Source organism: Streptomyces sp. NPDC004134 (genome assembly GCF_042874195.1).
Lineage (GTDB): Bacteria > Actinomycetota > Actinomycetes > Streptomycetales > Streptomycetaceae > Streptomyces.
In genome coordinates, this window is sequence record NZ_JBIAMS010000001.1 from 32922 (window position 1) to 51918 (window position 18997).

Annotated in this window: 10 protein-coding genes; 4 read left to right on the plus strand and 6 right to left on the minus strand. The window is 68.1% G+C overall.

Annotation, left to right across the window (positions count from 1 at the left end; all coding sequences use genetic code 11):
• Positions 1-103: 103 nt before the first annotated feature.
• A complete protein-coding gene (locus ACFYVJ_RS00140; protein WP_388886102.1) occupies positions 104-1111 on the plus strand; it encodes a DNA cytosine methyltransferase in 1008 nt (335 codons plus the stop codon).
• Here ACFYVJ_RS00140 and drmB read toward each other — a convergent pair.
• From drmB to ACFYVJ_RS00165, 5 genes are read right to left on the minus strand one after another with little or no spacing between them, the layout of a single operon-like run.
• Complete coding sequence (gene drmB, locus ACFYVJ_RS00145; RefSeq protein ID WP_388884829.1) at positions 1101-2963, minus strand: DrmB family protein; 1863 nt, start codon at positions 2961-2963, stop codon at positions 1101-1103. The genes ACFYVJ_RS00140 and drmB overlap by 11 nt on opposite strands.
• A complete protein-coding gene (locus tag ACFYVJ_RS00150) occupies positions 2960-6205 on the minus strand; it encodes a helicase-related protein (protein ID WP_388884831.1) in 3246 nt (1081 codons plus the stop codon). Before ACFYVJ_RS00150 ends, drmB begins: the two co-directional genes overlap by 4 nt.
• Positions 6202-8130 carry a UvrD-helicase domain-containing protein gene (locus ACFYVJ_RS00155; RefSeq protein ID WP_388884833.1) on the minus strand — a complete coding sequence of 643 codons (1929 nt, stop codon included), beginning with the start codon at positions 8128-8130 and terminating at the stop codon, positions 6202-6204. Before ACFYVJ_RS00155 ends, ACFYVJ_RS00150 begins: the two co-directional genes overlap by 4 nt.
• Entirely contained in the window at positions 8127-12890 is a 4764-nt protein-coding gene (locus ACFYVJ_RS00160) for a DEAD/DEAH box helicase family protein (protein WP_388884835.1), read from the minus strand. The genes ACFYVJ_RS00155 and ACFYVJ_RS00160 overlap by 4 nt, the downstream gene beginning before the upstream one ends.
• A gap of 45 nt (positions 12891-12935) precedes the next feature.
• Complete coding sequence (locus tag ACFYVJ_RS00165) at positions 12936-13061, minus strand: hypothetical protein (RefSeq protein ID WP_388884837.1); 126 nt, start codon at positions 13059-13061, stop codon at positions 12936-12938.
• Positions 13062-13649: 588 nt separating this feature from the next.
• On the opposite strand from ACFYVJ_RS00165, the gene ACFYVJ_RS00170 reads away from it, so the two are divergent.
• The 3 genes from ACFYVJ_RS00170 to ACFYVJ_RS00180 are packed head-to-tail and all read left to right on the plus strand — an operon-like array spanning position 13650 to position 17682.
• A complete protein-coding gene (locus ACFYVJ_RS00170) occupies positions 13650-15794 on the plus strand; it encodes a helix-turn-helix domain-containing protein (protein WP_388884839.1) in 2145 nt (714 codons plus the stop codon).
• Positions 15791-16795 carry a hypothetical protein gene (locus ACFYVJ_RS00175; RefSeq protein ID WP_388884841.1) on the plus strand — a complete coding sequence of 335 codons (1005 nt, stop codon included), beginning with the start codon at positions 15791-15793 and terminating at the stop codon, positions 16793-16795. Before ACFYVJ_RS00170 ends, ACFYVJ_RS00175 begins: the two co-directional genes overlap by 4 nt.
• A complete protein-coding gene (locus tag ACFYVJ_RS00180; protein WP_388884843.1) occupies positions 16792-17682 on the plus strand; it encodes a DUF6339 family protein in 891 nt (296 codons plus the stop codon). The genes ACFYVJ_RS00175 and ACFYVJ_RS00180 overlap by 4 nt, the downstream gene beginning before the upstream one ends.
• Here the strand turns inward: ACFYVJ_RS00180 and ACFYVJ_RS00185 are convergent.
• Positions 17574-18992 (minus strand): DNA cytosine methyltransferase, encoded by a 1419-nt coding sequence (locus ACFYVJ_RS00185; RefSeq protein ID WP_388884845.1) that lies wholly within the window; start codon positions 18990-18992, stop codon positions 17574-17576. The genes ACFYVJ_RS00180 and ACFYVJ_RS00185 overlap by 109 nt on opposite strands.
• Positions 18993-18997 lie beyond the last annotated feature (5 nt).

An 18997-nucleotide genomic window follows, 5' to 3' on the forward strand; every position in this document is an offset into this window, starting at 1 on the left:
CGACCACCTCCGGATGTCCGAGCGACACGACATTGCGGGCCCGGCGGGGGCCGCGTCCGATGTCGGCCCTGGGTCACGCTCCCGACGAGCACGAACGGTGATCATGAAAGACTCCAGAGGCGAACGGCTCACGTCCCTCGTCGTGTGCGCCGGCGCCGGCGGCATGGCCCTCGGCTTGGAGCAGGCCGGCTTCGAACCCGTGCTGCTCCTCGACAACCGTCCGGTGGTGTGCGAATCGCTGCGCCTGAATCGTCCCGGTTGGCAGGTCCTCGAGACCGATCTGCTGGAGTTCGATCCGGTGGATCACCAGGAGACCTACGACGTGGATCTCTTGGTGGGCGGTCTGCCCCGAGTTAAGGCAAGTGCGGCGGTGACCCGCGAGGACACCGGCGAGGAGCTACGCCTGCTCGTGGCGACGATCATGCTCGTGCACGGGGTGCAGCCTCGTGCCCTGCTGCTCGAGAACCTCCCGGATCTCGTATCGAAGCCTGCGTATGCATCGATCCGCTCGGATATCGCCGCCGAGCTCGACCACCTCGGTTACCGGCACCGTTGGTTCGTGGTCAACGCGATGGACCACGGTGTGCCACAGGACCGGAAGCAGGGGCTCTTGGTGGCCTTCAAGGGCGATCACCTGGACGACTTCGTCGCACCGGGTCCCGGCACGACTCCCCCACCCACCGTGGGAGAGGCGTTGGGTGCCTCCATGGCCGCGGGCGGCTGGCCGCACGCCGCCGCCTGGGCGGCGCAAGCCGACCGCGTCGCACCGACGTTGGTCGGTGGTTCCTGGAATCGTGGCGGTGCCGACCTGGGTCCGACGGGATCGAAACGGGCCTGGGAGCGCATGCGGGTGAACGGCGGCACCGTGTTCGACGAGGTGCCGGGACCGGATTTCCCGTGGGACCTCTCGCTAGGCGTCAAGGGCATGGTGTCACTGACCGTCGAGCAGGCGGCGCGGCTCCAGGGCTTCCCCGACGACTGGTCGTTCGCCGGCCTCAAGACGGTCCGCTACCGCCAAGTGGCGCACGCCTCGCCGCCCCCGGTTGCACGAGCCCTCGGACGAGCGGTCAAGACCGCGCTGGGACTCCGATCGGCACCGGTCATGGATTGAGGAGTCCGGCGAAGAACCCCAGGGACGGGGTCTGCGGGGTGCCGATGAGAAGGGCCCTGTCCAGAAGACCGTTGTTGTACTCGCAACTCGTCTCCGGGAGCATCACGCATGCATGGCAGGCGGCGAGGTTGGTCCCCCCGCTGCCGGAGATCTCGGTCTCCAGACAGAGCGGGTCGGCGGAGCACCACTCCGCACGGTGGATCGCCGAACGGACCGCGACGGCGAGAGGTGCGGGTTCGCCCTGGGCCACCAGACCACCCAGGCTGCCGGCCGAGTCGGTGGTGGCCGTGTAGATCAGTACGCCGGCCATCCCGGCACCCGAGTAGATCCGCTCGCGGAGCGAGGCCGCCGGGTAACCGGAGTCCAGGCTCCACTCGTTGATCATCACGTGCGCGAAGGTGTGCAGCAGCACCATGCGCGGGTCGGCGGGTGACACGGGCACCCGCCCGGAGGCCGGGGCCCGCTCGGTCAGCACGCGCTGGTGCCGTTCACGGATCAGCTCCACTCGGTCGGTCACGGCAGGCGATGCCGCCCACGTGTCGATCGCCTCCTCGTCCAGGCGAAGGAAGACACCCTCGCCGTGGACCTCCATCGCGGGCAGCCAGTCCGTCCACATCGAGGACAGCTCTGCCTCGTGCCCTTCGGTGGACGTTTCCGGATCGATGACACGGGTGAACGCCTTGAGAGCACGGACCTCGCGCAGCTTCTTCACCAGCATCGGGCTGATCGGGCCCGTATCCGCCGAGGCAGTCCCACCCTCGGCCGGGGGCTCGCAGACGAACTGCTCGGTATGCGAACCGGAGTCCTCCGGGTTGCCCACGCACAGTCTCTCGTACTCCAGGACTCGCAGTGCCCGATAGCGCTGCTCCTGATCGACGTGGGGACCGGCCTCGTCTGTGGAGTCCTCCGCCTCCATGGCGGCCAGGAGTTCCAGGACTTTCTCACCACTCAGCGGAGGAGTCCCGTCGAAGGCGCCCTTCAAGTAGGCCTCGATCTCGGCCGCGCCCGAGTACCTGCGCAGCGCGTCCCAATGCCGATCGAGCGCGTTCACACGCACGTCGCTCCACGGCGGGATGGACAACGCCGAACGAAGGACCGGCTGCCACACGGAGGAAGAACCTCGTTGGAGTGTTCTGGGCGGCCGAGAGCAGACGACGTCGGGTACGTTCCTCAGCCAAGGTCGCCTGCCCTCACAGCGAATGTGCAGATCCCCGAGGGCCTCCCGGCGGAACGAGCCCTCCATGGAGACGTCCGGCACACCGCAGGAGCATGAGATCACCACGGAGCGGAGGGAGGAGGTCCGCCCGGAGGAGGTGAGGCTCATCCGGCCCCCGCAGAGTCCCCTCTCACCCTCGGCACGCCGACCGCGGTGAAGCCACTTCCAGTACGGGAAGTCGTCGATGTGCCCGTCTTCGCAAGCCATCACGAAGCGAGACGGCACCAGAGGCTCGGCACACTCACCGCATTCGTTCCGGCCCGGTGGTGGGTTGAAGTTGCGCACGTGATCCAGCGCGTGGCACTCGGGGCAGTGGTGCCACAGCGGGAAGCGGCGAACTCGCACGCCGTCCCGGCTGTCGTCGCCGGAGGCCGGTGGCACGCGGAAGTGACGCACCCCCAACACGCGGGCGAGGCGCGGCTCGTGGATCACGGGTGCCTCGTCGCGAGGCCAGTATCCATCGGCCCCGTCGATGCCGGAGACGATGAACGACTCCTGCTCCACGGCGATCAGTGCGCCCACGCCGTAGGTCGTGATGGCCTGCGCACGGCGGACCGCACCTCGCCGGGGCAGATTGCGGGCGGGGGCCGAGGAATCGCCCGCGCCGCGGCGGCGGCGGGAAGGCGGCGGTGTCATCGGGATGCCTCCAGGAACAGAGCGGACTCGGCGTCGACGTCGCGGAGGGACCACAAAGTCTCCCACGCCTCGACGTCCTCCAGGGCGTCGTTGTAGGGCTTGAGCAGAGAAGGGACACGTCGCCCGCGCCTCGGCTCGTAGTAGAGGCCGCCATGCGCCGCCGCCTCGTCGCACCACCAACCGACGAACTCGTCGAAGGCATCCGCCACATGGGAGACCTCTTCGGGAGCCACGGCCTCGACCCGCTCGAGGATCTTCGGGCGGACCTTCTCGCGCAGCTCGCCGAGATGGCGGTCGACGTTCCCGGCATCCTCGTCCTCCCGAAGACCCGGGATCAGGATGCGGGCCATGGCGACGATCACCGCATGCAGGCCGCGGTCACGGGCCCGCGCCGAGAAAGGCGTCACCGAGGTCGATTCGACCTCGCGGTAGAGGGCGGAATGGAAGTGCTGGAAGCTCTCGTAGTGCGAACGGTCCCGGGACCGGACCGCGTTGAGCATCACCGCGACCAGCCCTGGGTGGGCACGACCCACTCGGCTCGTGGCCTGGATGTATTCGGCCGTGGTCTGTGGCTGACCCATGACGGCCATCAGCCCCAGGCGGTCCACGTCCACGCCGACCGCGATCATGTTCGTGGCCAGCAGAACGTCCACGGCATCGCTTCCGGGCAACCGCCTCTCGATCTGCTTCAGCCGGGCCGGAATGTCGCTCGCGTCGACCCGGCTGGTCAGCTCGGAATAGTTTCCTACGGAACGAGGCTCGCAGCCGTCCCGCGCGGCCAGGTGTTCGAGATAGGCCACCACGTCGTCGTGGACCTGGAGTTCGGCGGCGGAGAGCAGGCGCAGGCTGTTGAAGTAGCCGACCAGCGTCCAGTACGCGTCGCGCACGTCCTGGGTGGTGCCGGCCCGCATCGCGTGGTGGAGCAGGGTGGCGTACGTGCGGATCAGCAGGGTCGACTGACTGGTACCGGGTGCGAGCAGGCCCACGTAGCGCCGCGACGCCTTGTCCCGAGCAGGCGTCTCCACCGCGAACCAGGAGTCACGGGCGTCGAGGCCGGCCGGCGGGAACTGGCGCACCGTACGGGAGAACAACGCCTTGCCCTGATCGCCGGCGCGCCGGATGGTCGCCGTCGAGGCGAGCACCTTGGGACGCGCGGCGAGCACGTCGACGGCGGTCTCGTACAGACCGGTGAGGCTGCCCAGGGGACCGGAGATCAAGTGGAGCTCGTCCTGCACGATCAGTTCGGGTGGCGGGGTGGAGTCCTGGCTGTCCCGGTTGAACAGCGCGGAAGTCTGCGCACGCCACGGCATCGAGGCGAACTTGTCGACGGTGGCGATCACCAGAGTGGGCCGAGCCTGATACACGGCCTGATCGACCAGGTGTACGGGCAGGCCGCCGGCGAACGCGCACGCGGAGCCGGGACATCGCACGTGCATTCGCTCCGCCGACTCGTCGACCGAGTAGTGGTACGCGTCGAGCGCAGTTCCGCACCACGGGCAGGCGTGTAGCTGGACCGGGTTCTCCTTCTGCAGCGTCTTACCGGAACGGGCCGCACGGAGCTGCTCGGACGCCCGTTCCAGCGTGTTGGGGGTTGCAGAACGGCCGACCCACATACCGAGGGAGATCTCTTCGCGGCCCAGTTCGGCGGGATTGTCCCGGCGCATCCGCTCCATGGCACAGATGAGGCTCGCGGCCCGTTCGAACTGCTGGAGCGTCAAGAGCCGGAGCGTGTACCGCATGAGGACGGTGACTCCACCGCCGTCCCGGCCCCTTCGCATCCTGCGCAAGAAGGTGGTCAGGGCGATCAGTCCGAGGTATGCCTCCGTCTTCCCGCCGCCGGTGGGGAACCAGAGGAGGTCCGACACACCTCGGTCCGGGTGCTCGGAGTCGTCCACTCCGGCCAGGCAGAGCAATACGAACGCGATCTGGAAGGGACGCCAGCGTGCCGAGGCCGGGTCCGGATCGCCGGCTCGACCGGCTTTGATCCAGGCACTCCTGGCGCGCTGGGTCGCCATGGCCTCGTTGGCGAGCCGGAACGCGCGCATGAGATCGGGTTTGTCGCGCAGCAGCGCGATGCCCGCGCGAATCCGGTCCAACGCTTCCTGACACGCATCGACTTGGTGGGATGCGGCTTCCTCGTACGCGCTGCCGACGAGAGCGGTGGCCTCGGCCCTCTTCCACACGATCCACTGCTCATAGCCCTCGGCCAGCGCCTCCAAGGCAGCGATCACGGCCACGTCGGAGGCTCGCGCGAGGCTCAGCATGGTGAGGGCGCGGTCGTCGATGTCGGGGTTCGAGTCCGTGAGCAGCACCTCGTGGGTGGGAACGAACTCGGTACGCACCTCGTCGACACCTGCCGTCACGACGTCGGTCATACCGACCGGAGGCGGAGTCCAATCCCATACGGCGGCACAGCCGTGACCGGTGGCGAAGGTGGGAACGTGCCGGTGGAGCAGCCGGCTCGTCTCCAGCTCGGAGTCGATTGCGGAGCGCACGGCAGGGCGCTCCACGAATGCGCTCGACCCGTCCGCGGCGCGCACGACGAGTCCGGTCTGGAACAGTGCGAACGCGTCCTGGAGCGCCCGCTCCTCCACCCTTCGGGCATTGACCATGGTCACGGTCACGGTGACCGTGCCTGTGACCGTCGACGGAGGTCGCACGTTCACTTCCAACCGCACCGCTCCGTCCGCCAGTTCGTGCGAGGGGCGCCCGGCGACCCTCAGGTCGAACGTGACCTCCGGCAGATCCAGTTCGATGCGGCGCCAGCGTTCCCGCTGTTCCGAGGTCGTACGGGCCTCCGTGCGGCGGGCCGAGACCTTGCGGCCCTCGGCGTCCTCCGGCTCGTACGCGGACGCGGACGCGGCGACGACGATCTCCGGGCACACCGCAGGGTCGACCGCGAAGGTGAGGCCGACGGCGGACGGTCGCCGGTCGCCCGCGCCGGGGCGCTCGTCGGTCGGGCTCGACTCGTCGCCACTCCGGCTCCGGGGGACGGGCTCCACGTCCAGACCGAGCTGTTCCTGGACGTCGTCCGCGAGTCGACTCCTCGTCTTGGCATCGGCCGGACGAGGAAAGAGGACACCGACGGGATAGCGGGTGAGCGGTGCGTCCTCCTCCAACACCTCGCCGCGATCCTCCACCGAGGCTCCCGCATCCGGGCCGAACAGTTCCCGCCGGAGCTTGGCCACCAGATCCTCACGGACCTCGTAATGTGCGGCATGGCGCCCTGCGTGGCTGGTCATTGCTGCTCCTCCTCGACGCCGGCATGCCGCCGGAACCGTCCGATCCCGCTGATGCGCGGTGCGATCCACACTCCGTGATCGCCCAGGCCCGCGTTGGCCCCCGCCGCGGTGCTCCCGGCGATCGACTCCAGACAGTCGATCCTCAGTCCGATGATCTCCTCGGGCCACCGGACATCCCACGACGTGCCCACTTTCAAGACGGAGTACAGCTCGCTGCGAAAGGTCTCGGAAGCGCCGCCGATCTCTCGTCCCTCGTGCAGCAATGCATAGCCGGGGCTCTGCTCCGCCCCCATGGGAAGCTCGTCGCGCAGCATGAACCTCACCCGATCCCCGGGACGCACCTTCTCCAGCATGTAGGCCTGCGCGGCGACCGCGTCGACATGGAGGTCCGCCGGCTCCAACGCGCCCACGTCACCGGCCCGCACCTCGATCCCGTCGCGCCGCCACTTCTGTCGCGGATTCGGCACTCCCCGGTACCAGCGCGCCGTCGGCTTGTGCTTGAGCACCGTCGCCGTCTCCGGTGCGGCGACACGGTAGATGTCCTCACGCGCCCGGGTCATCGCCACGTACAGAGCTCGGGCCTCCCCGGGCATGTCCAGGTCCGGAATGCCCCGACGACGCAGTTCGGCCACCGTGGGAGGACTGGGCAGCACGACCCGGTCGAACTCCAGCCCCTTCGAGCGGTGGACCGTGGACACGACCAGACGCGCCGGTTCCGGGTCGGCCAGTTCGTCGGGGAACCGACGCTCCACCACAAGCCTGCGCAGGCGCGTCACGTCGATGGTTCCCCGCCCCGCCCCGCGTGCCGCGAAACGCAGGGACCGCCACACGCGGTCGTGGGAAGTTCCTTCCGGCAGCGGCATTCCGCCGAGGAGCTCCCGAAAGCGCTCCTCGGTGAGGGTGACGGCCTCGGTACGGCGCAGCAGCTCGGCCACCCAGTACGGCACCGGCCGGTCCTGGAGCGACCGTCGCAGGGAGTGCTGCACGCCGTGCATGTGCAACAGCTCAGAAGTCACCAGGGCCTGCCGGTTGTCGCGGGTCAGGATCGCGCAGGTGCCGGGGAAGGAACGGAGTACGTCCAGGGTGAAGGAATCCGTCAGAGCGCCCAGGTCCGGCAGGTCGAGCAGCAGTCCACGCAGCTCGCCGTGGAGCCGTTCGGCTGCCTCGTCGACACCCTCCGGTGCACTGCCGACCCCCTGCACGCCAGGGCCGAGAACGAGTGCGGTGCGAGCTTCCGGGGTGGTGGCCCGGAAGTTGCGTGTGAGTCGCAGCTCCACCAGGTCGTCGTAGTAGGACGCACGGACCCAGCGAAGAAACAGGTCGGCGCGGTCGGCGTACTCCTCCGGGTTCCGATCCCGGTCGATCTGGAAGTCGTAGATCGCCTGGGCGGAGTCGCCGACGAGCGTGAACCCACAGGAGTCCTGCAGTTGATCGAGGAGCGACTCGACCAACTCCCGACGCGCGCCGACCAAGTCCTGAACCTCGTCGATGATCACATGTGCAGGGGGTCCGGACTCCAGCGAGGCGAGTGCGTCCTCCTCGATCGCCTTGCGAGCGGCATCGATCCGCTCGGCGAAGGAGAGCGCCGACCACTCGCCGTCCGGATACGCCTGCACGAGCAGGGAATAGGCCCAGGAGTCGAAGGTCTGTACGCGCACACGCCGGGCGTGCTCGCCGTGGCGGGCGATGCGGTCCCGCAGTTCTCGGACGGCCGCTCGGGAGAAGCTGAGGACGAGCAGCTCGGATGCCTGCAGAGCCTCGTCGGGATTCATGTGGCCGACGAGTGCGTCCATGCGGCGTACCAGCGTGTGGGTCTTGCCCGTACCCGCATCGGCGGTCACCAGCAGGCGGGTGTCCCAGGGCTGGTCGACCACGGCCTGCTGCTCGGCGGTGAGGGCCGGTCCGCCCTCCGGATCGCCCGTCACTTCTCGCTCCACAGGTGCTCGAACCCGGTGAAGGCGAGGGCGGTGTGGAAGTTCTTGATGTTGTCGCGCACGTTGAGGATCAGGCAGGTCTCCTTGCCACCGTTCCGAGGCCCACGCAGACCCCGTCCGATCATCTGCTGGTACACGTTCGGGCTGTAGACGGGTCGGGCGACCACCACCGCACGGGTGGCAGGGGCATCGAAACCCTGGGTGAGGACACCGTAGTTGGTCAGCACCCGCACCCGTCCGTCGCGGAACTCCCGGACCCTGGCCCGACGGTCACTGTCCGAGGTGGTGGCGTCGACGGACGACGCAGAGATCCCGTGGTCCTTCAGGCGGGCCGCAAGGTACTTGGCGTGCTCCACCGAGGTCGCGAACACCAATACCGGCCAGTCGTCCGGCATCCCCGCGATCTCGGTGACGATCCGCCGGCTGCGGTCGTGGTCCTCTGCCAGCCGTTGTTCCGCGGCCTTGGACAGCAGGCTGAACTGCTCGGCGCTCTCCCGCTCCTGGCGGGTCAACTCGATGGTGCCGCCGACAAGTTCACGATGTTCGACCTGTGCAAGTACGCCCAGCTCCTGAAGAGTCCCGTACGGATCGCCCGAGGGGAAGACGCCCTCGTCCAGTCGACGGGCACCGAAGCGATTGACCAGCCGACGTGTCTCCTCCTCGTGGACGCCGCGGAAGGGCGTGGCCGTGAGGCCGAGCAGATGCCGCTCGGTCCGATGCTGAGTCAACCCGAGCAGTTGCAGGATCTCGGTGTAGCGCGCGCTGGTCGCCGCATGTGCCTCGTCCACCACGACCAGCGCCGCGTCCCGCAGCCAGGCGTACCGGTCGCTGTCCAGGCACACCTGAAGCTTGGCATCGGTGGCGACGACGAGTTGCGGACCGTCGTCGATCCGGGCCGCCTCGTTGGACGTCCAGAGTCGGTTGATCGTCAGCCGGCTCTGCGCACCCGCTTTGCTCCACACGAACTGCCAGCTCTGAACGGCTTGTTCGCACAGCTCCTCGGTCTGGGCGATCCACAGGATCGGGCCCTTGAGGGTGCCGGCCTGCTTCACCCAACGGATGACGGCCTCCGCGGTGACACGGGTCTTGCCGGCACCGGTGGGCAACGACAGCATGGCCCGCTGCGGAGCCAACCGCTCCAGCATTTCGAAGATGTTGAGGGCCAGCCGCTCCTGGTAGTCGTGCAAGCGCGGGAAATCGCGCGGGCCCTCGACCGACAGACTCTGTTCCAAGGTCGGGGCTCTGTAGCCGGCGAAGGGGGCGGGCAGCCCGAGATCGGCCACGAACGAGACGGCCGCGGAGCCGCCGGTGTAGGACGAGGGGGCGCTCGGAAACCGTTCGAGGATGTCGCGGGCGTGGGTCTTCAGCACCGTGTCACCGTGCGCGTTGAACGCCATCTGCGCGATCCGACGTCCGGAAGGCTCCTGACCGTCGAGCTCCTGGCGCTCCGCCTCCAGCAGGCCGGCGGGCAGCCGGTCGCGCAGGGCCGCGGAGCCGATGAGCAGTTCGAGCTTCGCCGTCACGTCCTCGGCCTCACGCACCGCCTTCAAGGCGGCGCGAACCTTCTCGTCCTGCTCCTGCCGGACCTGAGCCTCGAGGACCGCCTGGCAGCCGGACTCACCCATCCGCAGACCGAGCTCGCGGTCGACCGCCCGGAGCACACCGAGCCGGTCCAACGAGTCCACGACTTTGATCACGCTGCCCTGGCGGGCGCTCTCCAACGACTTCGCCCGCGCACCGTTCGGGGTACGGACGACCTCTTCCAGCGTGGAGCAGCGCAGCAGGACGTACGTGCCGACGGAGGCCCCCATCTTCTGGCGCAGTGTCGGAAACTCCTCGGACAACGGCACCGCTTCCACCGTCGACTCGTGCCGGGTCTCGCGGCTGACCACGTCATCGTGGCGCAACATGCCCCATCGTTCGACCATGAGATCGGCCGAATCCTGATCGGGCATCAGAAGCGCCGGAACGCGCTCGGCCCGCAGTGAGCGGTACTCGTCCGCGTCGGCGGCCACGGCGATCTCGCCGTCCTCCCGAGCATCCCATGCGTCGCCGACCCGGCAGCGGGTCAGGGAATCCTCGGGGAAGTCGATCTGCAGACGGGTGAGCAGGACGTAGGTGGAGCCGACGAAAGCATCGTCCTCGCTCTCTTGGAGGTTCGTGAGCAGTTGCTCCCACTGCCGCGGACGGACCTTCTCGACGCTGTCGACGAGGCCGAGCTTGCGGGCCTTCTCGGCACCGATCGCGGCCACCGGGAGTACGTCCCCGTATGCCTCGAGTCGAGGTCCCACCGCCTCGCGCAGGGGCTTGATCCCCTGCGATGTCATGACTCGGGCGTGCCGGTCGAGCATCCAACGGATCGGTGAGGGAACCGCCCGTCGGGTGGAGGTCTGAGCACCGATCTGCAGGGTCCAGTTCTCGATGAGACCGTCATCGGGGAGCACCTGAAGAAAAGCGGCGCGCGCCTCCTCCGACATCAGCGGCAGGAGGTGAAGCGGGCCGGCGACGGCAGCGCCCTCGGTCCCGGTCCGAGCCAGTGTCGGACGACTCGCCCGGTCGTCGAGCGTCCGGCAGTACCAGGCGTGCAAGGCCTCGCGGTACTCCTCGTACCAGGACTCGTTCTCGGGCCGGTGGCCGGAGGTCGGCCGATCCCGCAGGCCCACGTCGCGGAAGAAACCGGCGTCGTCCGAGTGGAACCCCATGTCGACAGCGAGACCCGCGTCACGCTCCGCGGTGACGACCGGACCGGGGAGCATACAGTCGCGGAGAGCCTGGAACCGCCCGTCCGCCGTGCGCACCCTCAAGGCGTCCATCGGGTTCGCGACGCGCCGGATCACCTCGGGGCCCACGGCCGAGGCACCCGCCCGATGGAACAACTCCCAGAACCGCGTCCACTCCTGCGGACCGTAGGAGTCGAAGCCCTTGTCGAGAACGCTGACGAACCGACCCCGTACGTCCGCCTTCTGGATTCCGAGCGCGCCGAGCGCAGAAGACAACGACAAGTCGTCGGCCAGTACCCGATCGACGTAGATCAGCGATTCCCGCAGGCCGTCGTCGTCGGCGCGGCGGAAGACCTTGCCGACAACGGGTGCCACCAGACCGTGCTCCTCCGTCAGGACGATCCTGGCCTTCCTGGCCTCCGCGGCAATCTCGGCACGCGAATCGATCATGTCGGCGACGATTCGGACGGCCGTCGCCGAAGCCCGTGGCGTGCCGTCGGAGACCAGCGCCTCGAGCCACTCGCAGACTCCGGCCCGTTGCCGCCTGCTCCTTTCCAGGATGTGCCCGACCTTGCCGGCACGGAGGGTGGTGACCTCCGCGGACGGATGCAGCCAGTCCTTCGGGCGTCCGGAGTAGGAGTGCCACAGTCGCAACCAGCGGTCGCTCGCGGTGAGATCGCGGGACAGGTCCGGGTGAATGCGCAACTCGTGGGGGATACGGAGCACGCCGTCCTGATCAGGCAGCGACGGGCGCTGGGCTGCCGCGTCCCAAATGTTCTCCAGGAGATATTTGTCCGCCCAACTGATCGCCTCCCTGGAACGTCCGGGGAGGAGAGGCAGGTACGCGGCAGGGTCCTCCGTCGGCGCCAGCTCGGGCAGGGAGTCGACCACCAGACGGGCCGCGACCTGGATCATCTCCCTGTTGAAGGGGGAGGCGTCGAGCAGATTCTGGCGGTCCTCGTTCGTCTTCCAGGCGCCGTTGAGGATCCCGGTAAGGGACATCTCGTACTTGCTGGGGAAGTACGCCCAGAACTGCCCTCGCCGGCGCTGCCCCGCAGGGGTGAACAGGCCGTTCTCGTCCCGCTTGTAGTCCGGGACGGCCCAGGCGAGATCGATGCTCAGCCGGTCGTGCAGTTCCCCGGCATCACGACGGGCGGCCTCGGTCGGCTCGTGGCTGTGGGTGAAGACCCGCCATTGCGAGGTGACCGGCGGCCTGCCCACGCGCTCCTCGTGCACCGTGTGCAGGCTGCCGTCCCGGTCCGCCCGTAGAGTCCGGCGGACGACGGGGCGTGGCCGGTGGTCCTCCAACACCACGTGGCCGACGTGCGGCGAGAACAGATGGAAGCTCGAAGGGAATTCCTCGCGGACCTCGTGGCCGGCGGCTCCCGGATGACCGTGCATGTCCCTGCCGAGCCGATCGGCGGCGTCGGGCAACAGCGGCAGACGGACCACGGTGGTGGCCCATTCGAGCAACTCGTCGAGTACGCGGTCGCGCAGCCGCTCCGCGGCCACGTCCAGCTCACGGGCCATGCGCAAGACCGGGGCCTCGAACTCCTCGCCGAGCCGCTCGCGGACACCGGGCACATCGCGGATACGCCCGTACGACCAGGCCCGATCGAAGCCGAAACTACCGTCGCGACTGAAGAACTCGGGCGTGTCGGTCACCACCAGCACCGACTTCACGCCCACGCCGAAGCGTCCGATCTGACCGCCACGCTTCTTGGACATGCTCATACGGAGGATGGTCTCGGCGCCCTCGGCGGTCACCGGATCCCCCTCGTTGGCGCAGTACAGGTGGGTCTCGGTGAGGATGACGTGAATCCGGCCGCCGGGCTGGGCACGCAGCTCGTCCGCGGCGTTCTGGACCAGCTCGAAGAGCTGCCGGTCACCGTAACCGCCCTGGGCGATGCGCCGCTCGCCGTTGGCGTGCTCGGAGATGAGTCCCGGATCGATGCGGTAGGTCTCCAGAACTCGGGAGGACTGCTCGACGACGGTGTGGATCACGGAGGACTGCGCCTGCTGTTCGGCCACGAATGCTTCCAATTCAGGAGGAAGGGGAGACAACGGTCGGCGATCTCAGTTGGAGAGCTGCACGGTGAACGTGGCAGCGGTGACGCAGCGGCGGCCGACGGACTCCCGGACCTGACGACGCGCGCCCTTCCGATCGGCACGCTGGAACGCGTCCCGGTAGGGGGCGATCATGTCGCGATCCAGATCCGTTAAACGGTCGCGCGGAGTATTCTGCGACGGCATTCGGAAAACCGCACTTTCACTTTGGCGGGTCAGGGCAGGACGCAATGACACTGGCTCCGATGAAAAATCCCGGACGATTTCGCATCACCCGAGAGAAAAACCTGCTGACGAACCGGCATGGACGAATCCCTGGGCGCGACAAACCTAAGACTCCCATGGGACGTCCGGGCTGCAGGCCCCTCCCTGAGCCTCATCCACTCGGCACCATGAACGCGGAAAATGATATGGCTGTGCCCTCGGAGAGGACAGATACCGCACTTCCCCGAGTTTCCGGCGGGGTTACGGAAACACATGTCTAGCACACGGAAGGGATGAGCCGCAAGGGCTGCGAGACTCGATCGAACTTTCGAAATCGCGGGCACATTCCGCCGGTTTCCCAGGCAAACACGGACGCAATATCGATCTTTCACGGCGAAGCACATCCGGGCAGCGGATCCCCATGTCAAAGATCTTTTGACAAGGCTCCGACGTGTCAACAGACATGCGGTACCGTGACTCCCACCGACCGATCAAGGTCACGAGGGAAGCAGGTGGGACGTGGAGGCGGCTGAGGACTTCGGCCCCTGGCTGGCACGTCAGCTCAGGAACGCCAAGAAGAGTCAGACCGAGTTGGCCGTGGAGCTCGGGATGACCCGCGCAGCCGTGTCGGCCTGGATCGTCGGTCGCTCCGTCCCACGCGACGAGACGATCCGCCGCATCGCCCAGGTCCTGCAGACGGACCTGGAGACCATCCACTCGCGGAGCTCCGACGCCCAGGCCGGCCTTCCCGTCACCTGGTATCACCGGCCGGCCCCAGCGGACGGAGGGAGGGAGTACGGCAACGCCGCGGCGTTCGCCTTCCACGCGGACGTGTCGGTACTCGCACGCGAAGCCACACAGAACAGCCTCGACGAGCGACTGGACTCCGCGGAGCCGGTTCGGGTCCGCTACACCTTGCACGAACTCACGGGAGAGGCCCTGGCCGGCTTCCGCGAGGCGATCGACTGGGAGCACCTCCTCCCCCACTACGAAGCACTCACCGCGGACGACAGCAAGCAGGGCAAGGTCTCCCGGACCATTGCCGCCGGCCTGCGGGACATGTACCGACACGACCGCTTGGTCCTGCTCCGCGTCGACGACTACAACGCAGCAGGTCTCACGGGGGACGACTACGGCAATGGGCGTTTCGCCGCAGTCGTCCGCCGACAACTCGACAGCCACAAGCGGGGCACCGGGGCAGGCGGTTCCTACGGCTTGGGCAAGGCCACGCTCTGGGCGACCAGCCGACTCGGCCTCGTACTGATCAACTCCACTCTCTCCGAACCTCACGAAGGTCGTACCGAACGTCGACTGATCGGACGGCTGGACCTCCCCTGGCGCGACGTGGACGGGGTCGCCTTCGCCGGTCCCGCCTGGTTCGGCCGCGCCGACCCCGACGCGGCGAACAGCGACGTGGCCCGCTCGTGGTGGTCCGACGAGGAGACCGTGGCCAGGCTGCACCTCACTCGTGACAGCTCGGCCGCCGGTACGTCGTTCCTGATCGTCGGCGCTCACGACGTCGCCAGCCTTGTACCGGCGTCCGACACCACAGACGAGGCATCCGGCGAGGACGACGAGTCCGTCCATCGGATGCACGCCAGACTCGTCGAGGCATTGGGCCGCAATTTCTGGGCTGCGATGACAGGCGGCGGTGCCCACAAGCCGCACCTCGAGGCGTCCGTGCGTACCTACCGCAACGGCGAGGTGCTGATCGCCGAGGAGCGCGTGGACCCGTCGGTCACCCAACCTTCCCGTACCCGTGCGCTGCGGGCCTTCCTGGAGGGCGACACCGTCGCCCGTCTCACCGCTCCCGGGCAAGTGGCCCGCGCCACGGTGCCGTTGAACGTGCCCCTTCGCGGAGGTCCGGCGCGCGGTGGCGTAGCCCACGAGGCGGTACTCCTCGTGACCTCTGCCGAGGACGCAGACGGCGACTACAACAGATTGGTCTCCATGCGGGGCACTCGAATGACGGTCAAGGACAGCGCCGTCACGTTCCTTCCCGTCGGCACCAACCCCTTCCAGGCGATCTTGCTCACCGGACAGGCCGCCGGGCAGGATGCCCCCGGAGCGGATGCCGCGGAGGAGTACCTGCGGGCCTCCGAGCCGCCCTCGCACAACAAATGGGGGCAGACGGAGGAGTTGCGTCTCGCCTACTCGCCGTCCGCGTACCGACGCATCCACTCCCTGACGACCAACGCCAACAACGCGGTGCGAGAACTCGTCGCCGTGTCCCGGGCGAAGACCCGCAAGAGCGGCGAAGCCGCAATCGCCGGCCGGTTGACTGTCGGCGGCGGACCGAAGAAGCGAGGTCGCGCGGGCGGACCCACCACCCTGCCCGAGTTGGACAACGTGGATGCACGGATCGACGAGACCGGTGCCTGGTCTGTGACCGTCGACCTGCGGATGTCGTCGACGGTCGACACGGATCGCCCCGTCACCCCCGTCGCCAAGTTCGACGTCCGCTCCGGGCCCCGCCCCAGTGCGCCCTGGAAGGAACTCGTGGCGATCAGCGGTTGCCAGGTCGTGGACGGGGCCCTCCTGCTGACTCCCGGCAACCGCAAGGCGGTCTTCCAGGGCATCACCGACGTGTCCCGCCATCCCGTCCGTGCCCAACTCACCGGTCTCGTCGTCGAACTCCGCACCGGCAAGGGGGAACAGGTGTGAAGGTCTATCCCTATCGACGGCTCTCAGGCAATGTGCCGTGGCGGGTCGAGAGTGCCCAGCTCAAGGTCGAGGGCGCGTCCTGGGAGGACGTGGAGAGCAAGTACGTTTCCACCGTCGAGCGTGTGGTCGCCCTCGGCCCCGACGAGGACCGTCCGGACTGGGCCGAGGCCCGACTGCGTCTCGCCGCGGACCTTCCGGCGAAGGCGGTCGACCCCGAGGGCCCCTGGCAGGACGTGACCGTCGTTGCCGTCCTGACCGAAAGAGCCACGAACATGCGAACGGCGGTGGAGCTGTCGCCGATCTCCGCCGACGGCCGAAAGAGGACGGGCGAGCTCCATGTCCACCGATGCGACGTCCTCGACCGAGCCTCCGTCACCATGAGTGTGGTCGCCACGGTGGAGGGCGTTCCCGGTCGGGTGATCGCCACCTCGGACACGGACTGGTTCGTCGACGTGGTCGCGGACGCGCCATCACTCGCTCGTGAACTCGAGGTCAAGATGGTCCGCTTCGCCTCCGGGCCGAGCCGCCTCCGGCGGTTCGCCGATTCTCCCTGGACTGTCGACACCACGGGCCGGATCCCGGCGGTGAACGTGAACATCGACTTCGAGGGGCTCGGCGAGCTTTTCGACGTCGACGGCGGCAGCGGTACGGAGAAGACCGTTCGTGAGCTCCTCCTCGCCCAGATGTGCTGCGAGGTCTGGACCGCCGTCTTCCACTCCGCCGTCGGAGACCTGGAGATGGAAGAGGACGGCTCCCCGCTCTTCCCGCACGGCTGGCAAGGCGAGGTGTTGCGAGAGATGTTGCCCGACATGTATCCCGAGCTCACACCGGAGGAGGCCCTGAGGGTGGTCCATGCGGCCCGGACGGGGACCGCGGCAGCCGGTTGGGCCGAGCTCCAGCCCCGCGTGCATTTCGCCGGGTCCCGGCGGGCCGGCGTCCCGCGTACGCTCTCCACCACCATCCGCGACCTGGAGCGACTCACACGAGGGGACGAGGCATGACCGGCCGGCCCGGGCACCTCCCTGAACGTCTCGCGATGCTGACCAACACGGAGGCACTGGACTTCCTCACCGATGGGCTGCTCACCGGCCGTGAGGAGGTGCCGAGCATCCGGCTCAACGAAGTCACCGAGCCTCTGCCGCACGACGAGCGACGCGGTGATCTACGGCCCGTACGTGATCTGATCGAGGATGCCATGGCGCACTGCCTGAGCGAAGGACTCAGGCCGACGCAGGCCGACGCCTGGCTCGCTCCCCGTCTGCACGCAGCGCTGCGCCTGAGCCGGAAGGAAGCGGCAGATCCGGCGTTGTGGAACTACCTCGCCCTCGGAGTCGCTCCCGACCACGTCGTCTGGCGCTGGCTGTCGGAAACGAGGGACGGCAAGCCGGCCAGGGTGGCCACGGATCGCTTCCGCGGCCCGTACCACAAGCAGGCATTTTCCCGCCTGTGGTGGGCGGCCGAGCTGTTTCGCGACGGCGCGGACTACGAGCCGGTCGTCGTTGCCTGCGGCAACCAGGACGTGCTGAACACTGCCCTACGCATGTCCGTGATCAGTCACCGGCCCACGGCTCAAGCGATCGTACGATTGGCCGAGAAGGGCGTGATCAACACCGGCCGTGAGGTCAACGCGCTTCTCGGAGCGGTCAATGCCTCGGCGGCGACGCTGATGTACGACCTCCTCGCCCCCGATGCCGAGCGTGAGTCCCGTCCGCTGCTGGAATGGATCGACGAGGCGGAAATCGCCCGCCAAGTGTCGCGGAGCGCACTTCCGACCGGGCCTCAGGAAGATCCTGCTCCGCCGACGTCGGTGAGCGTGCTGGTGGAGTACTTCTCCGAACTCTTCACAGACGCCCCGGTGCGAGGCCGCGCCGAGGCGGTGGAGGCCTGATCCTCGGGCTGTGGGCAGTTCGGACCGCAGGTTTCCCCGTCGTCCTTGCAGCCCTCCTTCCGCAGAATGCGACGCTCTTCGTCCGTCGCCTTCCGCCACCCCTCCCGCAGCTTCTCCTCCGGTGGAAGCGGCAACCCGAGCGCCGTAGCCAGCACATGCATGCCGAACAAGGGCGGCACGGCATTACCCACCTGCTGCGACCGGTCTCCCCCCGACCAGGGATAGTCCGGCGGGAAGGTCTGGAGAATGCCGGCCTCGCGAATGGTCAAGCGGTTGGGAGAGTGTGGCCTCCCGTCCTCACGGAACACCGCGTTGCGAGAAACCTTGCCCGTCACGGTGAATGCGGGCTGCCTGTGCGTACGGACGCCACGGTTCTTCGGGTCACCACCGCTGCCGTAGTTGGAGACGATCTCGAAGGGGGTGTCGCGGCCTTCGAACCGGTCGCCATCGATCCCGTCCTCCTGAGCCTTGAGCACCTCCCCCATGGAGACCCAGGGCTTGAGAGACAGCTCCATCCCGCCCAGAGGCGGCGCGATCTGGCCGGCCGCAGCCGTGTTCTCCGTGCACTCGAACCCGCCTCGTCCGGGAAATCGCGGGTCGTAGGTGTGGTGTGTGGGCATGGGCAATCGGGGCACGGCGTAGTCGGCCAGCCGAGCCATCAGGATCGTCCGGCGACGGGTCTGGGGGACGCCGTAGGCCTCGGTGTGCAGAGTCCTGACCTTGGCGACGTTGTATCCGACCCGCTCGCCGTCCTTCCCCGGCAGCCCCGCACGCAGGACGTCGGCATAGACGTCCCAGAGCGCCTTCACCCCGGGCACCTGTTCCAAGACGATCACGTCGAACGCGCGCCCCTCACGGTTGGGACAGGTCAGCGCTTTGATCGCATACCGGAGCGGTTCCAGGACCAAAGGAGTCCTGGGATCGGCATCGAGCTCTTCCAACTGCTTGTCGATCAGTTCGTCGTCGTCACCGTTCACCAGTGCGCGGACGAACCCCTCGACTTCCTTCAGCGCCTTTCGCCCCGCCCCGTTGCCCGCCACCGAGTACGTCTGGCACGGAGGCCCCCCGACCAGCACGTTCAGATCTTTCGGCAGCTCGTGGAATCTCTCCCGGCGCACGGCACTGACGTCCGCATGCCATGTCCGAAGCCCTGCCTCGTAGCGGGTCTCACAGGCGTTCCTGTCCCATTCGATTCCCAGCGTCTCCACGCCGATCATGCGCGCTGCCACATCGAGACCGCCCGGACCGGCAAAAAGGTCCAAAATGTGCGGATGCTCAAGGAATGGGGCGTCTGTGTCCAGGCTGGCCATGTGGC

Excerpts from the sequence above, each read along its gene's own strand:
- ACFYVJ_RS00140 (WP_388886102.1), top strand. The coding sequence starts at position 104 with ATGAAAGACTCCAGAGGCGAACGGCTCACGTCCCTCGTCGTGTGCGCC.
- drmB (WP_388884829.1), bottom strand. The coding sequence starts at position 2,963 with ATGACACCGCCGCCTTCCCGCCGCCGCCGCGGCGCGGGCGATTCCTCG.
- ACFYVJ_RS00150 (WP_388884831.1), bottom strand. The coding sequence starts at position 6,205 with ATGACCAGCCACGCAGGGCGCCATGCCGCACATTACGAGGTCCGTGAG.
- ACFYVJ_RS00165 (WP_388884837.1), bottom strand. The coding sequence starts at position 13,061 with ATGATCGCCCCCTACCGGGACGCGTTCCAGCGTGCCGATCGGAAGGGC.
- ACFYVJ_RS00180 (WP_388884843.1), top strand. The coding sequence starts at position 16,792 with ATGACCGGCCGGCCCGGGCACCTCCCTGAACGTCTCGCGATGCTGACC.
- ACFYVJ_RS00185 (WP_388884845.1), bottom strand. The coding sequence starts at position 18,992 with ATGGCCAGCCTGGACACAGACGCCCCATTCCTTGAGCATCCGCACATT.